General features: G+C 73.6%; 25 protein-coding genes, 4 tRNA genes and 1 pseudogene. 15 read left to right on the top strand and 15 right to left on the bottom strand.

The genetic code is table 11. The features are described 5' to 3' along the window. Both ACQPYN_RS12735 and ACQPYN_RS12730 read left to right on the top strand, forming a co-directional pair. Positions 1 to 180 (top strand): excisionase family DNA-binding protein, encoded by a 180-nt coding sequence (locus ACQPYN_RS12735; RefSeq protein WP_433037311.1) that lies wholly within the window; start codon positions 1 to 3, stop codon positions 178 to 180. Continuing rightward, positions 180 to 1,400 (top strand): tyrosine-type recombinase/integrase, encoded by a 1,221-nt coding sequence (locus ACQPYN_RS12730; RefSeq protein ID WP_433037309.1) that lies wholly within the window; start codon positions 180 to 182, stop codon positions 1,398 to 1,400. Before ACQPYN_RS12735 ends, ACQPYN_RS12730 begins: the two co-directional genes overlap by 1 nt. A 94-nt stretch (positions 1,401 to 1,494) precedes the next feature. Here ACQPYN_RS12730 and ACQPYN_RS12725 read toward each other — a convergent pair. From ACQPYN_RS12725 to ACQPYN_RS12705, 5 genes and pseudogenes are all read right to left on the bottom strand, one after another. After that, positions 1,495 to 1,566 (bottom strand) — tRNA-Val (locus ACQPYN_RS12725). Positions 1,567 to 1,592: 26 nt separating this feature from the next. Further along, positions 1,593 to 2,081 carry a TIGR02611 family protein gene (locus tag ACQPYN_RS12720; protein WP_433037307.1) on the bottom strand — a complete coding sequence of 163 codons (489 nt, stop codon included), beginning with the start codon at positions 2,079 to 2,081 and terminating at the stop codon, positions 1,593 to 1,595. Beyond that, a complete protein-coding gene (locus tag ACQPYN_RS12715; RefSeq protein WP_433038861.1) occupies positions 2,078 to 2,560 on the bottom strand; it encodes an anti-sigma factor domain-containing protein in 483 nt (160 codons plus the stop codon). Before ACQPYN_RS12715 ends, ACQPYN_RS12720 begins: the two co-directional genes overlap by 4 nt. A 263-nt stretch (positions 2,561 to 2,823) precedes the next feature. Beyond that, a pseudogene (locus ACQPYN_RS12710) lies at positions 2,824 to 2,949 on the bottom strand (hypothetical protein); the annotation flags it as partial. Then, positions 2,946 to 3,518 carry an RNA polymerase sigma factor gene (locus ACQPYN_RS12705; protein WP_433037305.1) on the bottom strand — a complete coding sequence of 191 codons (573 nt, stop codon included), beginning with the start codon at positions 3,516 to 3,518 and terminating at the stop codon, positions 2,946 to 2,948. The gene ACQPYN_RS12705 and the pseudogene ACQPYN_RS12710, both read right to left, overlap by 4 nt. A gap of 301 nt (positions 3,519 to 3,819) precedes the next feature. Between ACQPYN_RS12705 and ACQPYN_RS12700 the strand changes: the two genes are divergently transcribed. The 6 genes from ACQPYN_RS12700 (at position 3,820) to ACQPYN_RS12675 (ending at position 5,730) form a co-directional block, all read left to right on the top strand. Further along, the gene (locus tag ACQPYN_RS12700) at positions 3,820 to 4,245 is read left to right on the top strand and encodes an SsgA family sporulation/cell division regulator (protein ID WP_433037302.1); all 426 of its coding nucleotides are present in this window, start codon (positions 3,820 to 3,822) and stop codon (positions 4,243 to 4,245) included. A gap of 96 nt (positions 4,246 to 4,341) precedes the next feature. Then, a tRNA-Gly gene (locus ACQPYN_RS12695) sits at positions 4,342 to 4,414 on the top strand. Between the two features lie 58 nt (positions 4,415 to 4,472). After that, a tRNA-Cys gene (locus tag ACQPYN_RS12690) sits at positions 4,473 to 4,544 on the top strand. A gap of 1 nt (position 4,545) precedes the next feature. Continuing rightward, positions 4,546 to 4,617, top strand: a tRNA-Val gene (locus ACQPYN_RS12685). Positions 4,618 to 4,702: 85 nt separating this feature from the next. After that, positions 4,703 to 4,843, top strand: a complete 141-nt coding sequence (locus tag ACQPYN_RS12680; RefSeq protein ID WP_433037299.1) for a hypothetical protein — start codon at positions 4,703 to 4,705, stop codon at positions 4,841 to 4,843. A gap of 104 nt (positions 4,844 to 4,947) precedes the next feature. Then, a complete protein-coding gene (locus tag ACQPYN_RS12675) occupies positions 4,948 to 5,730 on the top strand; it encodes an IclR family transcriptional regulator (RefSeq protein ID WP_433037296.1) in 783 nt (260 codons plus the stop codon). Between the two features lie 21 nt (positions 5,731 to 5,751). Here ACQPYN_RS12675 and ACQPYN_RS12670 read toward each other — a convergent pair whose 3' ends face one another. The 4 genes from ACQPYN_RS12670 to ACQPYN_RS12655 all read right to left on the bottom strand — a co-directional run bounded on the left by ACQPYN_RS12670 (position 5,752) and on the right by ACQPYN_RS12655 (position 8,915). Beyond that, entirely contained in the window at positions 5,752 to 6,429 is a 678-nt protein-coding gene (locus tag ACQPYN_RS12670; RefSeq protein ID WP_433037293.1) for an AAA family ATPase, read from the bottom strand. A 13-nt stretch (positions 6,430 to 6,442) separates the two neighbouring features. Next, entirely contained in the window at positions 6,443 to 7,243 is an 801-nt protein-coding gene (locus ACQPYN_RS12665) for an alpha/beta fold hydrolase (RefSeq protein WP_433037290.1), read from the bottom strand. A 6-nt stretch (positions 7,244 to 7,249) separates the two neighbouring features. Continuing rightward, positions 7,250 to 8,224, bottom strand: a complete 975-nt coding sequence (locus ACQPYN_RS12660; protein WP_433037288.1) for an NADPH:quinone oxidoreductase family protein — start codon at positions 8,222 to 8,224, stop codon at positions 7,250 to 7,252. 67 nt (positions 8,225 to 8,291) lie between these two features. Then, on the bottom strand, positions 8,292 to 8,915 hold the full coding sequence (locus tag ACQPYN_RS12655) for a class I SAM-dependent methyltransferase (RefSeq protein WP_433037285.1): 624 nt from the start codon (positions 8,913 to 8,915) through the stop codon (positions 8,292 to 8,294). Positions 8,916 to 9,058: 143 nt separating this feature from the next. On the opposite strand from ACQPYN_RS12655, the gene ACQPYN_RS12650 reads away from it, so the two are divergent. Then, the gene (locus tag ACQPYN_RS12650) at positions 9,059 to 9,310 is read left to right on the top strand and encodes a hypothetical protein (protein WP_328308651.1); all 252 of its coding nucleotides are present in this window, start codon (positions 9,059 to 9,061) and stop codon (positions 9,308 to 9,310) included. On the opposite strand, the gene ACQPYN_RS12645 is transcribed toward ACQPYN_RS12650, so the two are convergent. Further along, complete coding sequence (locus tag ACQPYN_RS12645; protein WP_274192107.1) at positions 9,289 to 9,687, bottom strand: hypothetical protein; 399 nt, start codon at positions 9,685 to 9,687, stop codon at positions 9,289 to 9,291. The two genes, ACQPYN_RS12650 and ACQPYN_RS12645, sit on opposite strands and share 22 nt — an antisense overlap. Positions 9,688 to 9,803: 116 nt before the next feature. On the opposite strand from ACQPYN_RS12645, the gene ACQPYN_RS12640 reads away from it, so the two are divergent. After that, entirely contained in the window at positions 9,804 to 10,631 is an 828-nt protein-coding gene (locus ACQPYN_RS12640; protein ID WP_433037282.1) for an alpha/beta fold hydrolase, read from the top strand. Here ACQPYN_RS12640 and ACQPYN_RS12635 read toward each other — a convergent pair. Beyond that, entirely contained in the window at positions 10,628 to 11,275 is a 648-nt protein-coding gene (locus ACQPYN_RS12635; protein WP_433037279.1) for a TetR/AcrR family transcriptional regulator, read from the bottom strand. The genes ACQPYN_RS12640 and ACQPYN_RS12635 overlap by 4 nt on opposite strands. Before the next feature lie 113 nt (positions 11,276 to 11,388). Here ACQPYN_RS12635 and ACQPYN_RS12630 point away from each other — a divergent pair, with 113 nt between their 5' ends. Next, entirely contained in the window at positions 11,389 to 13,914 is a 2,526-nt protein-coding gene (locus ACQPYN_RS12630) for a DEAD/DEAH box helicase (RefSeq protein ID WP_433037276.1), read from the top strand. Here ACQPYN_RS12630 and ACQPYN_RS12625 read toward each other — a convergent pair whose 3' ends face one another. Then, the gene (locus ACQPYN_RS12625) at positions 13,915 to 14,472 is read right to left on the bottom strand and encodes a MarR family transcriptional regulator (protein ID WP_433037273.1); all 558 of its coding nucleotides are present in this window, start codon (positions 14,470 to 14,472) and stop codon (positions 13,915 to 13,917) included. It abuts the gene before it with no gap. Positions 14,473 to 14,612: 140 nt separating this feature from the next. Beyond that, positions 14,613 to 15,608 carry an AraC family transcriptional regulator gene (locus ACQPYN_RS12620; RefSeq protein ID WP_433037271.1) on the bottom strand — a complete coding sequence of 332 codons (996 nt, stop codon included), beginning with the start codon at positions 15,606 to 15,608 and terminating at the stop codon, positions 14,613 to 14,615. A gap of 146 nt (positions 15,609 to 15,754) precedes the next feature. Here ACQPYN_RS12620 and ACQPYN_RS12615 point away from each other — a divergent pair, with 146 nt between their 5' ends. After that, positions 15,755 to 16,618, top strand: a complete 864-nt coding sequence (locus ACQPYN_RS12615) for an NmrA family NAD(P)-binding protein (protein ID WP_433037269.1) — start codon at positions 15,755 to 15,757, stop codon at positions 16,616 to 16,618. 6 nt (positions 16,619 to 16,624) lie between these two features. Here ACQPYN_RS12615 and ACQPYN_RS12610 read toward each other — a convergent pair whose 3' ends face one another. Further along, positions 16,625 to 17,476: an exodeoxyribonuclease III gene (locus tag ACQPYN_RS12610; RefSeq protein ID WP_433037267.1), complete on the bottom strand. Its 852-nt coding sequence runs from the start codon at positions 17,474 to 17,476 to the stop codon at positions 16,625 to 16,627. Positions 17,477 to 17,559: 83 nt separating this feature from the next. Here ACQPYN_RS12610 and ACQPYN_RS12605 point away from each other — a divergent pair, with 83 nt between their 5' ends. Next, complete coding sequence (locus tag ACQPYN_RS12605) at positions 17,560 to 19,161, top strand: ATP-binding SpoIIE family protein phosphatase (protein WP_433037265.1); 1,602 nt, start codon at positions 17,560 to 17,562, stop codon at positions 19,159 to 19,161. Continuing rightward, positions 19,158 to 19,475 (top strand): STAS domain-containing protein, encoded by a 318-nt coding sequence (locus ACQPYN_RS12600; RefSeq protein ID WP_433037264.1) that lies wholly within the window; start codon positions 19,158 to 19,160, stop codon positions 19,473 to 19,475. The genes ACQPYN_RS12605 and ACQPYN_RS12600 overlap by 4 nt, the downstream gene beginning before the upstream one ends. Positions 19,476 to 19,479: 4 nt before the next feature. Here the strand turns inward: ACQPYN_RS12600 and ACQPYN_RS12595 are convergent, their stop codons facing one another. Further along, positions 19,480 to 19,935 carry an SRPBCC family protein gene (locus tag ACQPYN_RS12595; RefSeq protein WP_433037262.1) on the bottom strand — a complete coding sequence of 152 codons (456 nt, stop codon included), beginning with the start codon at positions 19,933 to 19,935 and terminating at the stop codon, positions 19,480 to 19,482. A 182-nt stretch (positions 19,936 to 20,117) separates the two neighbouring features. Between ACQPYN_RS12595 and ACQPYN_RS12590 the strand changes: the two genes are divergently transcribed. Continuing rightward, the gene (locus tag ACQPYN_RS12590; protein ID WP_433037260.1) at positions 20,118 to 21,446 is read left to right on the top strand and encodes an ATP-dependent 6-phosphofructokinase; all 1,329 of its coding nucleotides are present in this window, start codon (positions 20,118 to 20,120) and stop codon (positions 21,444 to 21,446) included. The last annotated feature ends 90 nt before the right edge of the window (positions 21,447 to 21,536 follow it).

Genomic DNA, 21,536 nt, shown 5'->3' with positions numbered 1-21,536 from the left:
ATGGAACAACTGACCTACAGCGTGGAGGAAGTCGCACGGCTTCTCGGCACTGCTCGAAGCGCCACGTACCTTGCGGTCCGCGAGGGCCGTATCCCCGCCGTTCGGATGGGCCGGCGCTGGCTGATTCCCCGCGAGCGCTTTCACGCTTGGCTCAACGGACGCGAGAAGGACGCGGCCTGATGGGCTGGGTCCAGAAGGTCGAGAACCGCAAGTGGCGCGTGTTCTGGCGCGACCCCGCCGGCTACCAGCGGTCCAAGACCTTTCCCACCAAGAAGGACGCCGACACGTTCCTTGCCGAGACCGAGGCGGCCAAGAGCCGTGGCGTCTACGTCTCTCCGCACGCAGGCCGGACCACCTTCGCCGAGCACGCGGCGGCGTGGATGGCGTCCTGGAACACCGAGGACACGACCTCGGCGCGCGACAGGTCGGTGATGCGGACTCACGTCCTCCCGCAATGGGGCCGCTGGCAGCTCGGCAAGATCGACCACCTGTCGGTCCAGTCGTGGGTGACCGAGATGGGCCGGACCCGCTCACGCGCCACCGTCGCCGAGGCCCACCGACTCACCTCGGCCGTGCTGGGCTCGGCGGTGCGTAACCGGCTCATCGCCTTCAACGCCGCCCTCGACGTTCGCATCCCGAAGCGCCGCAAGACCGACACCGACGAGCGGATCATCAGCCGGGCCGCGCTGCGCGGGACGCTGCTCCCGGTCGTGCCCGAGCGCCACCGAGCGCTGATCGCCACCGCCGCCGGCGCCGGGCTCCGCTGGGGCGAAGTGGCCGGGCTGATGGACGACGCCCTGGACGTCGACGCCGGAACGCTCCGGGTGATCCGGACCGTGGTGGAGGTCGCCGGGCACCGGTCGTTCAAGCCGTTCCCGAAGTCCGCCGCCGGCCGCCGCGAGATTCCGCTCCCGCCCTGGGTGCGGCGACTCATCGGCGAGCACGTCGAGCGGTGGCCCACTCCCCCGACCTCGCCCGTCTTCGCCAATGAGATCGACGGACCGCTCGGCCGCACCGCGTTCCGCGCCCGCGTCTGGCGACCTTCGCTCGTGCGCGCCGGGATGATCGGCGACGTCCGGCGGGCCAACGACGGATTCGTCGGGAGCTGGACCGACCGCGACGGCGAGAAAGACCAGATCACGATGCGCACCGAGTACCAGGCCGTCATGGAGGTCTCCCGCCGGCACTACGGCGGGCTGCGCTTCCACGACCTGCGCCACTCATACGCGACGTGGCTGGTTGACGACGGCGTCCCGCCGAACATGGTCCAGCGGGTCATGGGCCACGAGCGGGCCTCGACGACCCTCGACCTCTACACCCGCCGGACGGCCAACACCGACCGCATCCTCGCCGCTCTCAGCGACGACGACGAGGACACCGACGACGAGGGAGACCGCTGATGGCTGCTGCATTCCTGCTGCATCGATCTTCGGCAGACATGACGAAGGCCCTGGTCGTCGGCTCTTGCGAGCCTGTGACCAGGGCCTTGGTGCGTGGGCGATACTGGTATCGAACCAGTGACCTCTTCGGTGTGAACGAAGCGCTCTACCCCTGAGCTAATCGCCCGCGGCCTCGACGAGACTAGACCATCATCAGAGCGGGCTCTGCAGCCAGGTCCAGTGCCCGAGGCCCACCAGCTCGGCCACGAGGTACGGGGCGCCGAGCAGCCAGAGGGTCGCCAGGACGATGGCGCAGGTGAGCAGGCCGAGCAGGCACTTGACGACGATGCTCTGCCGTCCGACCCACGCCATCCAGCGGTCGTAGTGGTGCCGGGCGAAGCGCAGGACCCGGCCGGCCCAGGTGAACTCGGTGGCGAGGATGCCGAGGCCGGCGAAGACGATCAGCCAGCCGGGGCCCGGGTACGGGATCGCGATGATGCCGGCGACGAGGACCAGGCCGCCGAGGACGCCGACGACGATGCGCCAGATCAGGTTGGCGCGCGGGTTGCCGCGCACGCGGGCGCGGAAGTGCCGCAGTCGCGTGCGGAGGGTGCGGTGTCGGGGCGGAGCGGTGACGGTCGCCGGATCGTCGGTGGGCGCCTTCTCAGCGGTCGCGGTCGACTGCTCGGCCGGTTCGCTCACGTTCCCACCTGTCCACTCGCGACGACTCGGGTCGGCGTGGCGGGCGCCGTCCGGCCCGGCTCGATCGACACCGCGAAACCGGCGAACGGGACCGCCGCCGTCGTCGAGGGTACGGAACTCACGGCCGGGGTCTGCTGGGTGACGTCGAAGGTCCCCAGCGGCCGCGGTGTCCCGTCGGCGAGGCCCCAGAGCACGTAGACCTCGTCGGCCCCGTTGGCGCCGAGCCCGCTGGTGAGCACGCGGGCGCCGCTGCCGTCGTCGACGACGAGCCCGACGAGCGCGCCGTCGGGGCTGGCCAGCGTCGCGTGCGTGACGCCGGGGTGCCCGCGTCCCGGAGCACGTCGACCACGGAGGCGTCGCGCTCGGCCTGGGCCGCCGCCGCGGCGGCGTTGTCGCGCTCGGTGCGCAGGGACTGGTTGGCCACGGCGAGGCCCCCGACCGCCGCGACGACCAGGGCCACCGCGGCCACCGCGAGCCAGCGGGAGGCTCGCCGCCGCGGCGAGAGCGGCACGACGGTCGCCTCCCGCTCCTCGGCGGCGGGCTCGGGCGCGGCAGCGGCCGGCTCCGCCACCGGGGCGCCGGTCAGCTCGGGCAGGTCGACGCCCTCGCCCGACGCCGCCGACTCGGCCGCCACGGCGTCGAGCAGCCGGCGACGCAGGTGGCGGGGCGGGCTCACCGGGACGACGGCCTCGGCGAGCTCGCCGAGCGTCTCCAGCGTCTCGTCGACCGTCTGCCGACAGGTCGGGCAGGTCTCGAGGTGGGCGGCGAAGTCCGCCTCCTCCTCGTGGTCGAGGGTGTGCAGCGCCCAGCCCACCGCGAGGGCGTCGTGGGCGCCGGTGTGGGAGTCGGGGACGGCCCTGTCGCTCATCGTCCCTCCTCGTCCACCTCGACGTGCGGGCCCAGGAGGGCCCGCAGCTTCTGGGTCCCGGCGAACATCCGGGACTTCACCGTGCCCAGCGGTATCCCGACGAGGCTCGCCACCTCGCGCTGGGTGTAGCCGCCGAAGTACGCCAGGGCGAGCGCCTCGCGCTGGTCGGCCGGCAGCTGACCGAGCGCGTCACGCACCTTCCCGGCGACGACCGCCCCGAGGGCAGCCTGGTCGGCGCCCGGCCCGGGCGGGACGTTCCACTCCTCGCCGTCGGGGCTGGGCGGCACGGTCCGCTTGCGGCGGGTCGCCTCGCGCCGCACCGCGTCGACGGCGCGGTGGTGCACGAGGGTCAGCAACCAGCTCGAGACCGCGCCGCGGTCCGGGTCGAACCGTCCGGGGTCCCGCCACACCACGAGGAACGCTTCCTGCACCACGTCCTCCGCCAGCGACTCGTCCACACAGATACGACGGGCCAGGGAGTACGCGGGGCGTCCGAACCGGTCGTAGAGCTGCGCGAGGGCGTCCGCACTGCGCTCGCCGATCTGTTCGAGCAATGTGGCATCGGTCACACCAACAAGACCGTCGTCGTCACGCTCCGGAGCCGCCTCCGGGACTCCTCGCGACGCGTCCGTCACTGGGCGACCCTCTCCTCGGGTGTGTATGTCCGGGTCAGACAGGCGTCAGGCTAGTGCTCCCGGGGCAATCACGGACGCCCGGCCGGGGTGGGTGGTTCGTTACGGAACCGAACCGGGTAAGTCGCCCATTGGTTGCCCGTCCGGTGTGATGCATGCGTGAGCCGGGTGAACCGCCGTCACAGGGTCGCTTGCCAGTCGTTTCCCCGAACGACAGCAGCGTGCGAAAGGCAGCCACATGCTCAACGACCACACGACGATCCGCTCGACGGCGGTCTTCGACCTCGTCGGTCCGCCGAACCCGCCCGTGCCCGTCCAGGTCGAGATGCGTTACGACACTCGCGACCCGTACGCCGTGCAGGCCGCGTTCCGCACGGGCCGCGCCGGATGGGTGGAGTGGGTGTTCTCGCGGGACCTCCTCACCGAGGGACTGCTCGGCACCTCGGGCGCGGGAGACGTCCGCATCCGCCCCTCCGACGGTGACGCCGAGTCGATCGAGATCGAGCTCAGCTCCCCCTCGGGCCACGCCACCTTCCGTGCCGCGAGCCGTGAGGTGTCGGAGTTCCTCGCCCGCACCCACGAGATCGTCGCCCCGGGTGCCGAGGACGACTGGCTGGATCTGGAGCACGCGCTGGGCCTGCTGCTCTCGAGCGATCCGAGCTGACGGACCCCCCCCGCGGGAAGCGGGGGGCGCACGGTGCAGTAGTGTTCTCTTCGTCGGCAACGGCGGGTCCGGAACCCCGAAACCCGCCGGCCACACGCGGACGTAGCGCAGCTGGTAGCGCATCACCTTGCCAAGGTGAGGGTCGCGGGTTCGAGTCCCGTCGTCCGCTCGGGAGGGCTCCTCGGCATCAACTTCTCCAGGGTGAGCCGGACGACCTCCGGATGCCTGGCGCAGTGGCCGAGTGGCTTAGGCAAGGGCCTGCAAAGCCCTGTACGCGGGTTCGATTCCCGCCTGCGCCTCGGGCGATTAGCTCAGTGGGAGAGCACTACCTTGACACGGTAGGGGTCACTGGTTCAATCCCAGTATCGCCCACCCCAGAAGCCCTGGTCAGCGACCTGGAATGGTCGACGGCCAGGGCTTTCTGCATGTCCGGTGCCGAATTCCCGGGGAGGTCACCGTGACCGATGTGCCCGACGACGACCTGGGCGGCGACCCGGCCTGCTGGATGCACCGGGTCTGCGCCGAGTGCGGGCGGCTGGCCGACGAGGATCCGCCCACGCGGTGCCCGTCCTGCGGCGCCCGGCTCGAGGTCGACTAGCTCGAGATCGACCGGCTCGGGGTCGACCGGCTCGGGAACGTGCCAGGCTTCCCTCAGGGAAGCTCGGTTCCTTCTCGTTGTCCGGTTCTCTAAGATCACTCGACGTGACGATCGATGTGCCGCTCCCCCGGTCGGGCGACATGCGGACCGAACGATCCACCTCCGGGACCTCCGGTCTCGTCGCGCCCGGCACGCTCCGTGTCCTGCGCATGCTGGCCGCCCATCCCGAAGGTGTCGATCTCGCCGATCTGAGCGGCCACCTCGGGCGTCCGAGCACCCCGGTCGTCCAGGGACTGCTCCGGGCCGGCCACGTGGAGCGCACGGCCGCCGGCGGCTACCGCCTCCGGCCCGTCCCGACCGCGCCGCGGCGCGACCTGCCCGAGGTCCTCTCGGACGCCGTCAGCGATCTCTACCGGCGCACCCGCGCCTGGACCTACCTCGTCGAGTGGGCCGACGACGACCACATCGACGTCGTCGACCTCCGCGGGCACCAGGGTCTCGGGCTCGTCCCCGAGCTCCCGGCGCGGATCCCGCCGTCGATGGCGCACGCCCTGGCGGTCAGCAAGGTCCTCGTGGCGCACCGCCCCGGTCGCCGCGCCCGCCTGGACCCGGGCCGCTGGCGGGCCTACACGCCCGCGACGATCACCTCGCCCGACGCCTACGACGCCGAGCTCGCGCGCGTGCGGCGCGACGGCTACGCGGTCGACCGCGAGGAGTACGCCGCGGGCTTCGCGTGCGTGTGCGCCCCGATCGCCGATCCCGGCGGGCGGGTGAGCGCCGCGATCGCGGTGTCGCTGCCCGCCGCGCGGCTGCGCGACGGGCTCGACCGGCTCGCCGCGGACGTCACCGACGTCGCCCGCACCGCCCACCGGCGCTGGTACCGGTAGCCGGGCCCGGCGCCGCAGGGATCAGCTCTCGTCGTACTTGTCCGCCGCCTTGTTGCGCTGCTCGGCGATCTCGAGCGCGTGCGCGGCGGTCTCCTTGTCGGGATAGGGACCGAGGCGATCGGCGGCGCGGCAGCCGTCCCACGGCTCCACCTGATGGTGCTTGAGGCAGAAGTACCACTCGTTCTCGTGGGCCACGGGTCCATGCTGGCACGGTTCGGCCTCCGGGAGGGGACGACGCGGCGGGGCGAGCGGCGGCAGGCGCCCGGTCGCGGGATCCACGAAGCGGGCGTGCAGGTCGCGCAGCCGCTCCTCCCCCACACGCTCGCGCTCCGGGCGCGCGGCGTCGCGGCGCACGCACTCCTCGAGGTCGGCGACGACGTCCTCGACGTGCCAGTCCGCCCCGCACTCCTCGGCCAGCGCCAGCCAGCCCCGCGCCACGGCCGCGCGCAGGTTCGTGGCGTCGACGACGACGTCGACCCCGTCCTGCAGCATGCCCTGCACCAGCCGGCGCTCCGCGGCGGAGATCATCCGCTCGACCGCGTCAACCGGAGCCGCGTAGTCGGGGTCGACCATGCTGCGCCGCAGGTCGTCGCGGTTGACCCGCACGATCCGACCCGGTCGGCGCGAGGCGACCAGTGCCCGCGCCCAGGTCGTCTTGCCCGACGCGGGGAGCCCGCGGGTCAGGAAGAGGGTCGGCACACCGCGGGGCCCGTCAGGCGGCGCGGCTCGCCCGCGGGCGCGTCGCGGCGAGGATGAAGTCGGCGACGAGCGCGGGGTCGTCGCCCATCGGGACGTGCCCGCAGCCCGGCAGGACGTAGACCGCGGCGTCGGGCAGGGCGCGGCGCAGCCGCCCGGACTGCCAGCGGGGCAGCAACATGTCCCGCGAGCCCCAGCCGACCGTCGTCGGCACGGCCGAGCGGGCCGGCGCGATCCAGGTGTCGAAGTGGGCGAGCATCGTCGCGAACGACGAGCGGGGGTGGCTCAGGCCCTGGAGGTCGGCGCCGACCTCCACGGGGTCGATCCGCGACGGGTGGGCCAGCAGCAGGCCGAGCAGCGCGGTGCGCAGGATCGGCGTGGCGAGCATCCGCTCGAGGCGCTGCGAGGGGATCACGGCCAGCGCGGCGTGGGCCCCGCCGAGGATCGCGCGGGCGTACACACGCTCGGCCCGCGACCAGAACCCGGCGGGCGAGAGCGCGGTCGCCGACCGCACCGTGCCCCGCGCCGCGAGCTCGAGGGCGACCAGGCCGCCCATCGAGTTCCCGACGGCGTGGGGACGGTCGAGGCCCTGGGCGGCGCAGAACGCCTCGACCGCGTCGGCGAGCGGGGCGATGTCGCCGCCGTAGTCGCCGGGCAGATCGGGCGAGTCGCCGTGGGACGGCAGGTCGACCGCCCACAGCTCCCGCTCCTGCGCGAGCAGCGGCACCACGCGGTCCCAGCCCTGACGCCGGTGCGTGATCCCGTGCAGGAGCAGCACGGGCTCCCCGGTCCCGGTGCGGGTGTGCGCGAGCTCCACGGCGCCTCAGTGCTCCCGCGGGTGGACGATCACCTTGCCGGTGACCCGCCGCTCGGCCAGCTCGTTGATCGCCGACGCCGCCTCGGCCAGCGGGTAGGTCGCGCTGATCGGCGGAGCGAGGCGCCCCTGCGCGATGTCGTCGAGCATCGCGTCCCACTGCCGGCGCATGAAGCCCGTCCGCTTGGAGGCGTACGCCCCCCAGCCGGCGCCGACGACCGAGATGTTGTTCAGCAGCAGCCGGTTGACCTTGACGGTGGGGATGTCGCCCGCGGTGAAGCCGACCACCGCGAGACGGCCGTCGTCGCCGAGGGAGCGCAGCGAGTCGGTGAACCGGTCGCCACCGACGGGGTCGACGACGACGTCGACGCCCGCGCCGCCGGTGATCTCCTTGGCGGCGTCCTTGAACCCCTCGACGAGCACCGCGTGGTCGGCCCCGGCGGCCCGGGCGACCTCGCCCTTGCCCTCGGAGGACACGACGGCGATCACCGTCGCCCCGCGCGCCTTGGCGAACTGGATGCAGGCGACCCCCACGCCGCCGGCGGCGCCGTGCACGAGCACCGTCTCGCCCTCGGCGAGGCGGCAGCGGGTCTCGAGCACGAAGTGCGCGGTCAGGTAGTTCATCGGCAGGCCGGCGCCGATGTCGAAGGACACCGCGTCGGGCAGCGGGAACACCAGCTCGGTCGAGGCGGCGACGGCCGTGGCGAACCCGCCGAGCACCGGCATCGCGGCCACGCGGTCGCCGGCGCTGAAGCCGGAGCCGTCCGGCGCCTCGCGCACCGTGCCCGCGACCTCGCTGCCGAGCAGGAAGGGCAGGTCGGGCTTCATCTGGTACTCGCCGCGGGACAGCAGCAGGTCGGGGAAGACGACGCCGGCCGCCTCCACGTCGATGAGCACCTGGCCGTCGCCGACCGTGGGCTCGTCGACCTCGGCGACCTCCACCGCGTCCGGCCCGTCGAGCCGGACGACCTGTACCGCGCGCACCGCGACCTCCCGTTCCGGCCGACGGGACCGTCAGCCGTGACGGTTCTACAGGAGCGCGGCGGGGATGTCAGGTGAAGCGGTAGACCGTGGTGCGGGTCGTCTCGCCGCCCTCGAGGTCGAGGGTCCCCACGACGTCGTAGCTCCCGAGCGCGGTCACGCGACGCCGCGGCAGGTACTCGCGCCCGGGGTCGCCGACGACGACGTCGACGCCGGCCGCGACCGCCTCGTCGCAGAAGCGCTCGACGTGCCGGGCCATGGGCTGCTCGTAGAACACGTCGCCGGCGAGCACGAGGTCGACGTCGAGGGGCTCGTCGGCGTCCAGCACGTCGCCGACCACGTCGATCTCGACGTCGTTGGCCTGCGCGTTGAGCACGATCGCGGCGCGGGCCCGCGCGTCGGTGTCCGAGGCGATCGCCGCGGTGGCGCCCGCGCGCAGGGCGGCGATCGCGACCAGTCCCGACCCCGAGGCGAGGTCGAGCACCCGGCGGCCCCGGACGAGGTCGGGGTGGTCGAGGACGTGGCGCGCGAGGGCCTGGCCGCCGACCCAGGCGAACGCCCAGAACGGCGGCGCCTCCTCGTCGATCGCCGACCACGTGCGGTGCATGTCCTCGGCGAGCAGCAGGGTGACCTCGGGGACCAGCGGAGGTCGGCCGGGCGTCGTCCAGTCCCGGATGCCGTCACCGGCGGTCATCGCCGGCTCCGGAAAGTGACGCCGCGCAGACGCTGTGCGATGGCCCGTGCTTTCCCTACCCTGAACGCCACGCCGACACAGGCGTCCCAGCCCCAGGCTTCACAGCCGCACCGCCGACCGACGTGCCGTCCGAGGAGGTCCTCATGACCGTTCCGCCCGGTGGGCCGGCCGACGAGGACGCCGTGCTGCTCTACGTCGGGGGTCCGCTCGACGGACGCGTCGAGGTGCGCGAGGCACGCCACGGCACCCCGCTGCCGACGGTGACGCACACCCACCTCCACGACGGCCCGAAGGTCGTCCACGTCTACGACCTGCATCCGCTCACCCCGTCCGCCGGCGTCTACCACCTGCGGCTCAGCGAGGTGCCGGCCGATCAGTCGCCTGCCGCGAGGTAGCCCAGGGCGCACAGCGTGCCCCACGCCCCCGCGACGCCGGCCGCCTTGGCCCGTGCCGTGCTGTCCGGCAGCGACGTCCCGAGCAGGACCAGGTCGACGACGTCGGACCCGACCCGCACGGCCACGGCGGTGCGCAGCGCCCTGCCCGCCGGGGCGAGGGCCATCGCCAGCCCGCACGCGAGGTCGCGCCCGCCGAGGGCACGCACCCCGATCGCGGTGGCCGTCGGCAGCGGCGCCCCCTCGGCCTGCAGCGCGGTGGGCTTCGTGAACAGCTCGGGGCGGGCGATGATCGCCACGCTGTAGCCGGCGGTGGCCACGCCGAGCAGGCGGGGGAACCAGGTCAGGTCGCGGGAACGTCGCGAGCGGGAGGAGGACATGGCCTCGTGTACCCCTCGTCGATCATCGGCATCCACCGATGAGTTCCGGGCGCGGCGTCGGTCTCCCCCACGACACGTCCCCACGCCGCCGTCCGCGATCACCCCGGAGGACACCCGTGCCCACCCTCACCGCCGCCCTCGACGTCCCCGGGGCCCGGCTCCACCACGAGGTGCGGGGCGACGGCCCGCTCGTGGTGCTGCTCGGCACGCCGATGGGCGCCGACGCGTTCGCGGGCCTCGCCGACCTGCTCGCCGTCGACCACACGGTGCTCACCACCGACACCCGCGGGATCGGCCGCAGCCGGGTCGACGACCCCGACGCCACCCCGACACTGGCCACGCGCGCGGACGACGTCGCGGCCCTGATCCGGCACGTCGACCCCGACGGGGCGCGCGGACCGGTCACCGTCCTCGGCTCCAGCGGCGGCGCCGTGACCGCCCTGGCGCTCGCGGAGAACCACCCCGGCCTCGTCGACACCGTCGTCGCCCACGAGCCGCCCCTGGTCGAGCTCCTCCCCGACCGCGACGACCGCCACGCCGGCGAGGACGTCGTCATCGCACGCTGGTTCGCGGGCGATCACCTCGGCTCCTGGCGGGCGTTCCTCACCAACGCGGCCATCGAGATGCCCGAGGAGATGATCGAGATGATCTTCGGTGGTGAGCCCGACCCGGCGGCTCGGGCCGACGGCGACTACCAGAACGCCCACCTCCTGCGGCCGACGACGCACTTCCGGCCGGACATCCGGGCCCTCCGCGCCGGCCCGCGGATCGTCGTGGGCATCGGCCGGGACTCCACCGGCCAGCTCTGCGACCGCAGCTCCCGGGTGCTGGCCGACGCGCTGGGCCTCGAGCCGACGCTGTTCCCCGGCGGCCACATCGGCTTCGCCGAGGACGCGGTGGCCTTCGAGCCCGTGCTGCGGTCGGTCCTGCCGGGGTCTCGCTAGCTCCGGGGCTCCTCGGCGGGCGGGAGCCGCAGCATCAGGCGCAGGGCGCGGCTGAAGAGGTCGGCCCGCACGGCGTCCTCCCCGAGGACGCGCCGCAGCCGGATGAGCCCGTGGTAGAGCGCGGCCGCGACGACGACGAACTCGTCGTCCCGCACGGCGTCGCGCACGGCCGGGTCGAGGTTCTCCCAGTCGCGGGAGAGCACATCGGTGGCGAAGCGGGCGAGGCGCACCTCGTGCTCCGCGAGACGATCGGCGAACTCGGGGTGCCGCACCGCGTAGAGCCAGACCTCGGCGTCGAGCAGGGCCTCCTCGCGGGAGTCGGCGACGTCGGAGACGAGGCGGTCGAGCGCGGCGAAGGTCTCCTCCGGGTCGCCCGAGACGATCGTGGACTTCAGGTCCACCGCCACCGAGGTCTGGTCCTCGACCAGCGCGGTGAACAGCGCCTCCTTGCTCGCGAAGTGCACGTAGACCGACCCGACCGACACCCCGGCGGTCTTCGCGATCTCCTCGACCGACGCCGGGCCGTACCCGCGTTCGGCGAACACCCGGCGCGCGGCCTCGAGGAGCGCCTCCCGGGTCCGGGCCTTCGTCGCTGCGCGCCGCCCGAGGGGTGCCGCAGCCGCCACCTCGCCACCCTCGGTCACGTGCCGCGCTCCTCCTCGCCCCACGGACGGCCCTCTGGTCGCCGTCCCGCGGTGACGGATCGTAACCCGGCCGCGGTCCACCGGGTGCGGGTGCGATCGCGGACAATGGACCGGTGACCACCTCGACGGCGCTCCTGCCCGCTCCCGGCGCGGATCCCGACGAGCTCTACGAGGGGTTCGCGGGCTGGGCCTCCGAACGCGGGCTCGACCTCTACCCGGCCCAGTCCGAGGCGCTGATCGAGCTGGTCTCGGGATCGAACGTGATCCTCTCCACGCCCACCGGCTCGGGGAAGTCGCTGGTCGCGCTCGGCGCCCACGTCACCGCGATGTCCCGCGGCGAGCGCAGCGTCTACACGGCGCCGATCAAGGCGCTGGTCTCGGAGAAGTTTTTCGCCCTCGGCGCCCAGCTCGGCTACGCCAACGTCGGGATGCTCACCGGCGACGCGGCGGTGAACCCGGAGGCGCCGGTCATCTGCTGCACCGCCGAGGTGCTGGCGAACTGGGCGCTGCGCGAGGGCCCCGGCGCCGAGGTCGGCCAGGTCGTCATGGACGAGTTCCACTACTACGCCGACCCGGAGCGCGGCTGGGCCTGGCAGGTGCCGATCATCGAGCTGCACCAGGCGCAGTTCCTGCTGATGTCCGCGACGCTCGGCGACGTCTCGTTCTTCGCCGAGGACCTGACGCGGCGCACGGGGCGCGAGACCGCGGTCGTGGCGCACACCGAGCGCCCCGTCCCGCTGTCCTTCCGCTACGCGCGCACGCCACTGCACGAGACGATCACCGAGCTCCTCGCCGGGCAGCAGGCGCCGGTGTACGTCGTGCACACCACCCAGGCCGCAGCGATCGAGCAGGCGCAGGCCCTGATGAGCCTCAACGTCTCGTCGAAGGCCGAGAAGGAGCGGATCGCCGAGCTCATCGGGGCGTTCCGCTTCACCGCCGGCTTCGGCAAGACGCTCTCGCGGCTGGTGCGCCACGGCATCGGCGTGCACCACGCCGGGATGCTGCCGAAGTACCGGCGCCTCGTGGAGACGCTCGCCCAGGCCGGGCTGCTCAAGCTCATCTGCGGCACCGACACCCTCGGCGTCGGGATCAACGTCCCGATCCGCACCGTGCTGTTCACCGCGCTGACGAAGTTCGACGGCCAGCGGGTGCGCCACCTGCGGGCTCGCGAGTTCCACCAGGTCGCCGGACGCGCGGGACGGGCGGGGCACGACGTCGCCGGCTACGTCGTCGTCCAGGCCCCCGAGCACGAGGTGGAGAACGCCAAGCGGCTCGCGAAGGCCGGCGACGACGTCAAGAAGCAGCGGCGCGTCGTGCGGGTGAAGCCGCCCGAGGGGTTCGTCTCGTGGTCGGAGAAGACCCTCGAGAAGCTCATCGAGGCCCAGCCCGAGGCGCTGACCAGCCAGTTCCGTGTGTCGACGGCGATGCTCCTGCAGGTCGCGTCCCGCCCCGGGGACTTCTTCGCCGCGATGCGCCACCTGCTCGAGGACAACCACGCCGACCGCCCCACCCAGCGCCGCCTGATCCTGCGGGCGATCGCCCTGTTCCGCGGGCTGCTCGAGGCCGACGTCGTGGAGCGCCTCCCCGAGCCCGACGCGTCCGGGCGGACCGTGCGGCTCGTCGACGACCTCCAGGTCGACTTCGCACTCAACCAGCCGCTCTCGCCGTTCGCGCTCGCCGCGTTCGACCTGCTCGACCGGGAGTCGCCGACCTACGCGCTCGACATGGTCTCGGTGGTCGAGTCGACCCTCGACGACCCGAAGCAGATCCTCCGCGCCCAGGAGAACTCCGCCCGGGGTGAGGCCGTGCAGGCGATGAAGGCCGAGGGCATCGAGTACGAGGAGCGCATGGAGCTCCTCGAGGACGTCACCTGGCCCAAGCCGCTGGCCGAACTCCTCGGCGCCGCCTACGAGTCCTACCGCACCGGCCACCCGTGGGTCGCCGACCACGAGCTCTCGCCGAAGTCGGTGGTGCGCGACCTCTACGAGCGCGCCATGAACTTCACCGAGTACGTCTCGTACTACAAGATCGCCCGGTCCGAGGGTCTCGTCCTGCGCTACCTCACCGACGCCTTCCGCGCGCTGCGCCAGACGATCCCCGAGGCCGCCCGCACCGAGGACATCGACGACCTCGTCGCCTGGCTCGGCGAGCTGGTGCGCCAGACCGACTCGTCGCTGCTCGACGAGTGGGAGAACCTCGCCAACCCGAGCGAGCTCGACGCCGCGGGTGACGACGCCCGCCCCGTCGACCAGGGGCCGCCACCGGTGACCCGCAACGAGCGGGCGTTCCGGGTGCTGGTGCGCAACGAGATGTTCCGCCGGGTGGAGCTGTTCGCCCGGCGCTCCCCCGCCGACCTGGCGGCGCTCGAGGACGACGGACCGTCCCTCGACTGGTGGGCCGACGCGATGGAGGCCTACTTCGCCGAGTACCCGACACTCGGCTCCGGCCCCGACGCGCGCGGCCCGGCGTTCTACCGCGTCACCGTGCAGGGCCGGACCTGGCACGTGCGGCAGGTCCTCGACGACCCCGAGGGCGACCACGACTGGGCCATCACCGCCGAGGTCGACCTCGACGCCTCCGACGAGCTCGGCGCCGCGGCCGTGCACGTCACGGCCGCCGGGCCCATGTCGACGGTGTAGTCAGCGGGCCCACCACGGTGTCGGGTTCCCGGCTTCGCGGGCCCGACGACGCTCGGCGAGCAGCCGACGCTCGATGGTCGCGTCGGCCATCGCCCGGGCGCGCGCGAAGACGACGGTCGCCACCCCGGCGACCGCCGTCGCGGCGATCGCGTGCTTCCGGCCGTGCAGCGCCTGGTTCCCCACCATCTCGCGCAGCGAGCGCCGCAACGCCCGGCGCTGCGCGTCGAGGACGGCGTCGCGGGTCGCGTGCGGCCGGACCTCCACCTCGATCTCCTGCTCGTGGTCCGGCGAGGACGACCGGGCGACGTGCCCGGCCTCTTCGAGCCGGCGCAGCATCTTGGCGACCGCGCTGCGCGTGAGGCCCAGCCGCTCGCCGAGGCGCCCGCTGCTCATCGACCCCTGCCGCCGGCACACCTCGAGACACAGCACCTCGCCCGGCGACAACCCCACCGCCCGCGCCACCTCGTCGCGATACCACTGCAGGGCGGGACCGAGGTCGTCGAGGAGCAGCGTGACGAGCTCGTCCGTCGCGTCCTCCTCCTCGGCCGCCCGACCCATGCCGTCCAGCGTCGCCGACCGTCCGTCGCTCCGGGGTCGGTTCCGACGAAGACGAACCGTGTCCTCAGGACACGGTCTGGCCGGGGTCGGTGACCGCGACGTCCCACCGTGTCCTCGGGACACGGTCTCCGCGTGCGGGGTCAGGCCCCGAGGAGCTCCACCTCGTCCCGGGCCCGCGGCCGCACCGAGCCCGGCGAGGTGCCGACGACGCGGCGGAAGGCGCGGCTGAACGCGGCCTCGGAGCGGTAGCCCATCGCGCCGGCGACGGCGGCGACGGTGGTGTCGCCGGCCCGCAGGCGGTCGTGGGCGACGAGCATCCGCCAGCGCGTCACGTAGGCCATGACCGGCTCGCCGACCAGGGCGGTGAAGCGCGCGGCGAAGGTCGACCGGGACAGGGCGAGCTCGCGGGCGAGGCCGGCGACGGTCCACTCGTGAGCGGGGTCGGCGTGGACGAGGGCGAGCGCGCGCCCGATGTCGGGGTCGGCGAGCGCGCCGAGCCAGCCCGTGCGCGCCGACGGGTCGTGCGACAGCCAGGCCCGCAGCATCTGCACGACGAGGACGTCGGCGAGCCGGGTGATCACGGCCTCGCCGCCGGGCCGGGTCTCCTCCACCTCGAGCGCGATCAGCCGCAGCGTGTCGTGCAGGCGCGCGGTGAGCGGCGAGACCGGCACGTGGACGATGTCCGGCATCAGGGCCACGAGCCGCTCGGCCATCGGGTGCTCGAGCCGGACGGCGCCGCAGATCATGGTGGTCGGCGCGCCGTCGCCGCCGTAGCTGATCGTCGCGTAGCGCTCGCCGTACCAGGTGTGCGGAAGCGTCAGGACGTTCGGCGCGGGCGAGCGGGGCGGCGGGTCGGTCGAGCGCAGCTCGTGCCCCTCGCCGCGCGGCAGGAGCACGACGTCGGACGGGGACAGCGTCACCACGTCGTCGCCGACGACGATCGTCGCGGTCCCCGAGGTCACGACGTGGAACCACAGGCAGCCCGGCGTCTCGGGCAGCCGCAGCCCCCAGGGCCCGCGCAGGTCGGACGAGCAGTAGAAGGTCCCGCTCATCCGCAGGACGTGCAGGGCCGCGCCCACGGCGTCGGACGGGGTCCAGGGCGGGTGGGCCGGTCGTACGGGTGCCGGGACGGTCACGGTGCCCAGCCTCCGGCATCGGAGAGCTGATCGTCCACGAGATCGGACGATCGAGCAGGAGAACCGGCGCCACGGCGATGGTTCGTCCGACGGGACCGGCCCAGTGTTGGACGCACCGGATCACCGAGCACGGAGGAGACGCCATCATGATCACTGTCCTGGGGGCCAGCGGGAACACCGGCGGACGCGTCGTGCGCCGGCTGCGCGAGGGCGGGGAGGCGGTGCGGGCCGTCGGTCGCGACGCCGGCCGTCTCGCCGACGCGGCCGCGCACGGCGCCGAGCCGCACGTCGCCGACATCACCGACCGGGCGGCGCTCACGGGGGCGCTGGCCGGCGCGGACGCCGCCTACGTCCTCATGCCCCTCGACCTCGCCGCGCCGGGCTACCGCGCCCAGCAGCAGCAGGTGGGCACCGCGATCGCGGGCGCGCTGGCCGACGCCCGCGTCCCCCACGTGGTGGCGCTGAGCTCGCTCGGCGCCGAGCTGGCCGCCGGGACCGGCTTCCTCGAGACCCTCCACGAGCAGGAGCAGCGGCTCGCCGCACTCGACGCCTCCGTGGTGCTCCTGCGGCCCGGCCTGTTCTTCGAGTCGTTCCTGCCGGCGCTGGCGCCGATGCTCGCGACCGGGGTGCACCACGACACGATCGACCCGGAGGTCGCGCTGCCGATGGTGGCCACCGCCGACATCGGCGACGCCGCCGCGGCGCTGCTGCGCGACCCGGACGCCGTCGGCGTGCGCGAGCTGCCCGGACCCGAGGAGCTCACCGTGCCCGACGCCGTCGCTCGGCTCGGCGCGGCGATCGGCCGGCCCGGGCTGCGCTACGAGCGCCCGCCCGAGGACGTCATGCGCGCGGTGCTCGTCGAGGCGGGACTGCCGGCGGACCTCACCGAGGAGAACCTCGCGATGAACGCGGCGTTCAACCGCGGCGTCGTGCGGCGCCACGGGGTCGGTGTGCTGGCGACCCCCACGACGATCGAGGAGTGGGCCCGCCGCGCCGTCCCGGTGGCGTGAGGCGGGCTACTTCTTGCGGGTGCGCCCGAGCGACGGCGGCGGGACCACCGGCCCGAGGTCGCCGTTCGGCGCCTCGTCGAGGTCGACGATCACCGGCGCGTGGTCGGACGGACCGGTCCCCTTGCGGGCCTTGCGGTCCACCCAGGCGGCGGCCCGGCGCGCGGCGACCGGGCCGCCCGCCAGCACGAGGTCGATGCGCATGCCGCGGTCCTGGTGGAAGGCGCCGCCGCGGTAGTCCCAGTAGCTGAACGCCCGGTCGTCGGGCCAGCGCTCGCGGATCACGTCGTGCAGGCCGGTCTTCATCAGCGTCGCCAGCGCCTCGCGCTCGGGCGGGGTGACGTGGGTGGACCCGGCGAACGCCTCGACGGAGTAGATGTCCTCGTCGGTGGGGGCGATGTTGAAGTCGCCCGCCACCACCGTCGCGTCCGGCTCGCCGGCCTCGACGAGGTCGCGCAGGGCCGCGAGCCACTCGAGCTTGTAGGCGTAGTGCGGGTCGTCGGGGTCACGGCCGTTGGGCACGTAGACCGAGGTGACCCGCAGGCCGTCACAGGTGGCGGAGACGGCGCGGGCCTCCTGGTGGGGGTAGCCGGGGGCGCCGGGCAGGCCCTCCACGACGTCGTCGAGCCCCACCCGGGACAGCAGTGCCACGCCGTTCCAGCGGCCCTCCCCGTGGTGGGCGACGGCGTAACCGCGCTCGGCCAGCGGGGCGGCGAAGCTCTCGGCGAACGCCTCGTCCGACAGCTTGGTCTCCTGCAGGCAGACCACGTCGGGCGCTCGCTCGTCGAGCCAGTCCAGCAGCCGGGGCTCCCGGGCCTTGGCGGAGTTCACGTTCCAGGTGGCCAGTCGCACGCCCGCCACGCTAGCCGGGCGTCCATCCGGCGGCCGGGGGAACCCGGACGGTGTCCGTTCCGTGCGGTCGGACGGGGTACTAGCGTTCCCGCATGCCCGCGACCACCCCCGTGACGAACGAGGACCGGCTGCGGCGGATCGAGCAGATCACCGACACCACGCTCGCGCACCTGGACGTGGCCGATCTCCTCGACGAGCTCCTCGACCGGGTGCGTGCCCTGCTCGACGCCGACACCTCAGCCGTCCTCCTGCTGGATCCCTCCTCGACCTATCTGGTCGCCACGGCCGCGCGCGGGATCGAGGAGGAGGTGCGCCAGGGCGTCCGCATCCCCGTCGGCAAGGGGTTCGCCGGGCGCATCGCCGCCGAGCGCCGGCCGGTGATCATCGACGAGGTCGACCACTCGAACGTCCTCAACCCGATCCTGCGGGAGAAGGACATCCGCTCGCTGCTCGGGGTGCCCCTGGTCGCCGAGGGCGAGGTCCTGGGCGTCCTGCACGTCGGCACCCTCACACCGAGGCGCTTCACGATGGATGACGCGGACCTGCTGCAGACCGCCGCCGACCGGATCGCCCTGGTCACGCGCACCCGCCTGTCGGACCTCGACCGCGCGGCGGCGTCGGCACTCCAGCGCAGCCTCATGCCCGGCGCGCTGCCGCGGGTCACCGGCATCGAGTTCGCGGCGCGGTACATCCCCGGCGACGCGGGCGGTCTCGGCGGCGACTGGTACGACGTCTTCTCCCTGCCGTCCGGGCGCCTCGGCGTCGTCATCGGGGACGTGGTCGGGCGCGGGCTGCAGGCCGCCGTGATCATGGGCCGCCTGCGCAGCGCCCTGCGCGCGTTCGCCCTGGAGGAGGACGACCCCGCGGAGGTCCTCGAGCGCCTGGACGGCAACGTGCAGCACTTCGAGGAGAACGTCATGGCGACGGTCCTCTACGCGATCTTCGAGCCGTCGCTGGAGCGGGTGTCGCTGTCGAGCGCGGGCCACCTGCCGCCGATCATCGCGCAGCCCGGGGAGCGCTCGGCGCTGCTCAACGTGCCGATCGACCTGCCCGTCGGGGTGTCGGTCGGCCCCCCGCGGCGCACCACCACGATCGATCTCCCGGACCACGGGCTGCTCTTCCTCTACACCGACGGTCTGGTCGAACGGCGCGGGAGCCCGCTCGACGCGGGCCTGGACGCGCTGTGCGAGGTCGTGCGGGCCGAGGAGGCCGAGTCGGTGTGCGGCGGGGTGCTGCACCGCATGATCGGCGCGACCCCGGTCGGCGACGACGTGGCGATGCTCGTCGCCCACCGCCTCGGCACGCCGTCGGTGGTGCCGCTGAGCATCGTCGTCCCGGCCGTGACGCGCACGCTGTCCGACGTCCGCTCCTCGGTCCGCCGGTGGCTCGCCGCCGCCGGGGCGTCGCCCGAGGACGCGGCCGACATCCTCGTCGCCACCGGCGAGGCGTGCTCCAACGTCGTGGAGCACGCGTACGGGCCCGCCGGCGGGACCCTGGTCGTGCAGATGGAGCTGGAGGGGGCGACGGTCGTGGGGACGGTGCGCGACAACGGGCGATGGCGCCCGGCGCGCGGGCAGGAACGCGGGCGGGGCACCGCGCTGATCCGCCAGTGCAGCGACGACATGGACGTGACCGCCGGGCCCGGCGGCACCACCGTCGTCTTCCGACGTCACCTCACGGGGAGCAGCCGATGACCGCCGCGTCCGTCGTCGTCCACCCGGAGGGCTCGGCCGTCCGCATCGTCATGGGCGGCGAGATCGACCTCGAGAACGCGCTGGAGGTCGAGGAGCAGCTGACCGCGGCCATCACGAACGAGACCTCGGCGGTGACGCTCGACCTGGCCGACCTCGCCTACCTCGACAGCGCGGGGCTGCGGGTGCTGTTCGCCCTGGGGGCGCGCCTCGAGGTGCTGCAGATCGAGATGTCCGTGCTGGCCCCGCCGGGCTCGCTGACCCGGCGGGTGCTCCAGCTCTCGGGCTTCGAGGGCGTGGCGGCGCTGGACGGCTGAGCCGTCAGCCCTGCTCGACCGAGCGCCGGACCGTGTCGAGCGTCTGCTCCATGCCCCGGCGGTTCGCCCCCGGCACGTCCCACGCGCGGGCGCGGCCGACGACGTTGGCGATCGGGCTGCGCCGGTCCTGCCAGTACTGCTCGATGCGGGTCCGCCCGCCCTCGGGGACGAGCCGGAAGCCCCAGCGCGCGACCGGCTGGCCGAGCAGCGAGACGTCCCAGCTGATGGCCCGCTGCGGCTCGTACTCGACGACGGTGCCGTCGGTCGACCAGCGGAGCAGGCCCTTGCGGTTGTGGCCCTTGAACCGCGCACCCGGCTCCGGCCCGGTGGCGCCGCCGACCCAGTCGACGCGGTGGCACTCCGGCGAGATGTCCCCGATCCGCGCCGGGTCCCCGACGAGCTCCCACACCCGCTCGGGCGGGGCGTCGACGGTGCGGGTGACGACGACGTCGTCGGCCATGGGTTCCTCCGAACGGCGGCAGCGGGACGATCGCACCGTAGTCGGACGATCGCCCCGCTGCTCACGTGAGGTTGTTCCCCGGCGCCGGAATCGTTCCCGGTCCTGGGTTAGCGTGGCGAGGCCCCGCGGCGTGGCGGGCAGTCCGTCCCGACCGTTCTCTCGACGACCCCGGGGGGTCCGCCGTGACGCTCGAGCTCGACGATCTGCGCGTCCGCAGCCTCGGTGACTGCCGCTACGACTCGCCGTTCGCGGAGATGCTGGCCACCAAGCGCACGTCGCCGCACTACGTCCACGAGGACGACCGCGTGCTCGTGGACGACACCGTCTCCGTGCTGCTGGAGCGCGGGGTGCCCATCGACCAGCTGCCCAGCCTCGAGGCGGCCGGGCCGCGCCGGAAGGTCTTCTTCGACCCCGACGCCACGAACGTCGGCATCGTGACCTGCGGCGGCCTGTGCCCCGGGCTCAACGACGTGATCCGCGGGATCGTCCAGGAGCTCACCGAGCACTACCGCGTCGCGCACATCTACGGCTTCCGCAACGGCTACGCGGGCCTGACGCCGAAGCACCGCGAGCGCGTCGTCGAGCTCGACCTGCACGCCGTCCGGGACATCAACAACGACGGCGGCACGATCCTGGGCAGCTCGCGCGGCGACCAGGACCCCGGGGAGATGGTCGACACCCTCGTCGAGCTCGGGATCGACGTCCTGTTCGTCATCGGCGGCGACGGCAGCATGCGCGGCGCGATGAAGCTGACGAGCGTCATCGACGAGCGCGGCCTCGACATCGCGGTCATCGGCATCCCCAAGACCATCGACAACGACCTGCCCTACACCGACCAGAGCTTCGGGTTCCAGACGGCGTTCGCGCAGGCCACGGAGTTCATCGCGTCGGTGTTCGTCGAGTCGCAGGCCGCCGAGAACGGCGTCGGCATCGTCAAGCTCATGGGCCGGCACTCCGGCTTCATCGCCTGCTACGCGGCGCTGTCCAACAACGACGCCGACTTCGTGCTCATCCCCGAGGTGCCCTTCGTGCTCGACGGGCCGGACGGGGTGCTGCGCCGCGTCGAGGACCACGTCCGCCGTCACGGCCAGGTCGTCCTCGTGGTCGCGGAGGGCGCCGGGCAGGAGCTGCTCGAGCAGGAGGAAGGGACCACCGACGCGTCGGGCAACACCAGGCTCGGCGACATCGGGCTCTACCTCAAGGACAAGATCACCGAGCACCTGACCGAGGTCGACCTCCCGCCGACGGTGCGCTACCTCGACCCGAGCTACGCGATCCGCAGCGTCGCCGCGAACGCCTACGACAGCGTCTACTGCGTCCGCCTCGCCCACGCCGCCGTGCACGCCGGGATGGCCGGGCGCACCGAGACCGTCGTCGTGCGCTGGCGCCGCCGGTTCGTGCACATCCCGATGGCGCTGATCACCGGGCACCGCAACCAGGTCGACCCGGACGGCGACCTGTGGATGTCGGTGATCGAGGCGACGGGCCAGCCCGCGACGTTCGGCGCCTGACCGTCACTGCGAGTCAGAACTACGCCCGTTTGCTGCGCTGAACGGGCGATGCGACCGTTGCCACAGCGACTCGGCGGTCGCATAGTGTGG

This window comes from Actinomycetospora sp. CA-053990 (assembly GCF_050948445.1).
GTDB lineage: Bacteria > Actinomycetota > Actinomycetes > Mycobacteriales > Pseudonocardiaceae > Actinomycetospora > Actinomycetospora callitridis.
Note: the sequence above shows the minus strand (reverse complement) of the source record. Positions and strands in the feature narration are given on the sequence as shown.

Excerpts from the sequence above, each read along its gene's own strand:
- ACQPYN_RS12735 (WP_433037311.1), top strand. The coding sequence starts at position 1 with ATGGAACAACTGACCTACAGCGTGGAGGAAGTCGCACGGCTTCTCGGC.
- ACQPYN_RS12730 (WP_433037309.1), top strand. The coding sequence starts at position 180 with ATGGGCTGGGTCCAGAAGGTCGAGAACCGCAAGTGGCGCGTGTTCTGG.
- ACQPYN_RS12700 (WP_433037302.1), top strand. The coding sequence starts at position 3,820 with ATGCTCAACGACCACACGACGATCCGCTCGACGGCGGTCTTCGACCTC.
- ACQPYN_RS12655 (WP_433037285.1), bottom strand. The coding sequence starts at position 8,915 with ATGACCGCCGGTGACGGCATCCGGGACTGGACGACGCCCGGCCGACCT.
- ACQPYN_RS12650 (WP_328308651.1), top strand. The coding sequence starts at position 9,059 with ATGACCGTTCCGCCCGGTGGGCCGGCCGACGAGGACGCCGTGCTGCTC.
- ACQPYN_RS12645 (WP_274192107.1), bottom strand. The coding sequence starts at position 9,687 with ATGTCCTCCTCCCGCTCGCGACGTTCCCGCGACCTGACCTGGTTCCCC.
- ACQPYN_RS12625 (WP_433037273.1), bottom strand. The coding sequence starts at position 14,472 with ATGGGTCGGGCGGCCGAGGAGGAGGACGCGACGGACGAGCTCGTCACG.
- ACQPYN_RS12615 (WP_433037269.1), top strand. The coding sequence starts at position 15,755 with ATGATCACTGTCCTGGGGGCCAGCGGGAACACCGGCGGACGCGTCGTG.
- ACQPYN_RS12605 (WP_433037265.1), top strand. The coding sequence starts at position 17,560 with ATGCCCGCGACCACCCCCGTGACGAACGAGGACCGGCTGCGGCGGATC.
- ACQPYN_RS12600 (WP_433037264.1), top strand. The coding sequence starts at position 19,158 with ATGACCGCCGCGTCCGTCGTCGTCCACCCGGAGGGCTCGGCCGTCCGC.
- ACQPYN_RS12595 (WP_433037262.1), bottom strand. The coding sequence starts at position 19,935 with ATGGCCGACGACGTCGTCGTCACCCGCACCGTCGACGCCCCGCCCGAG.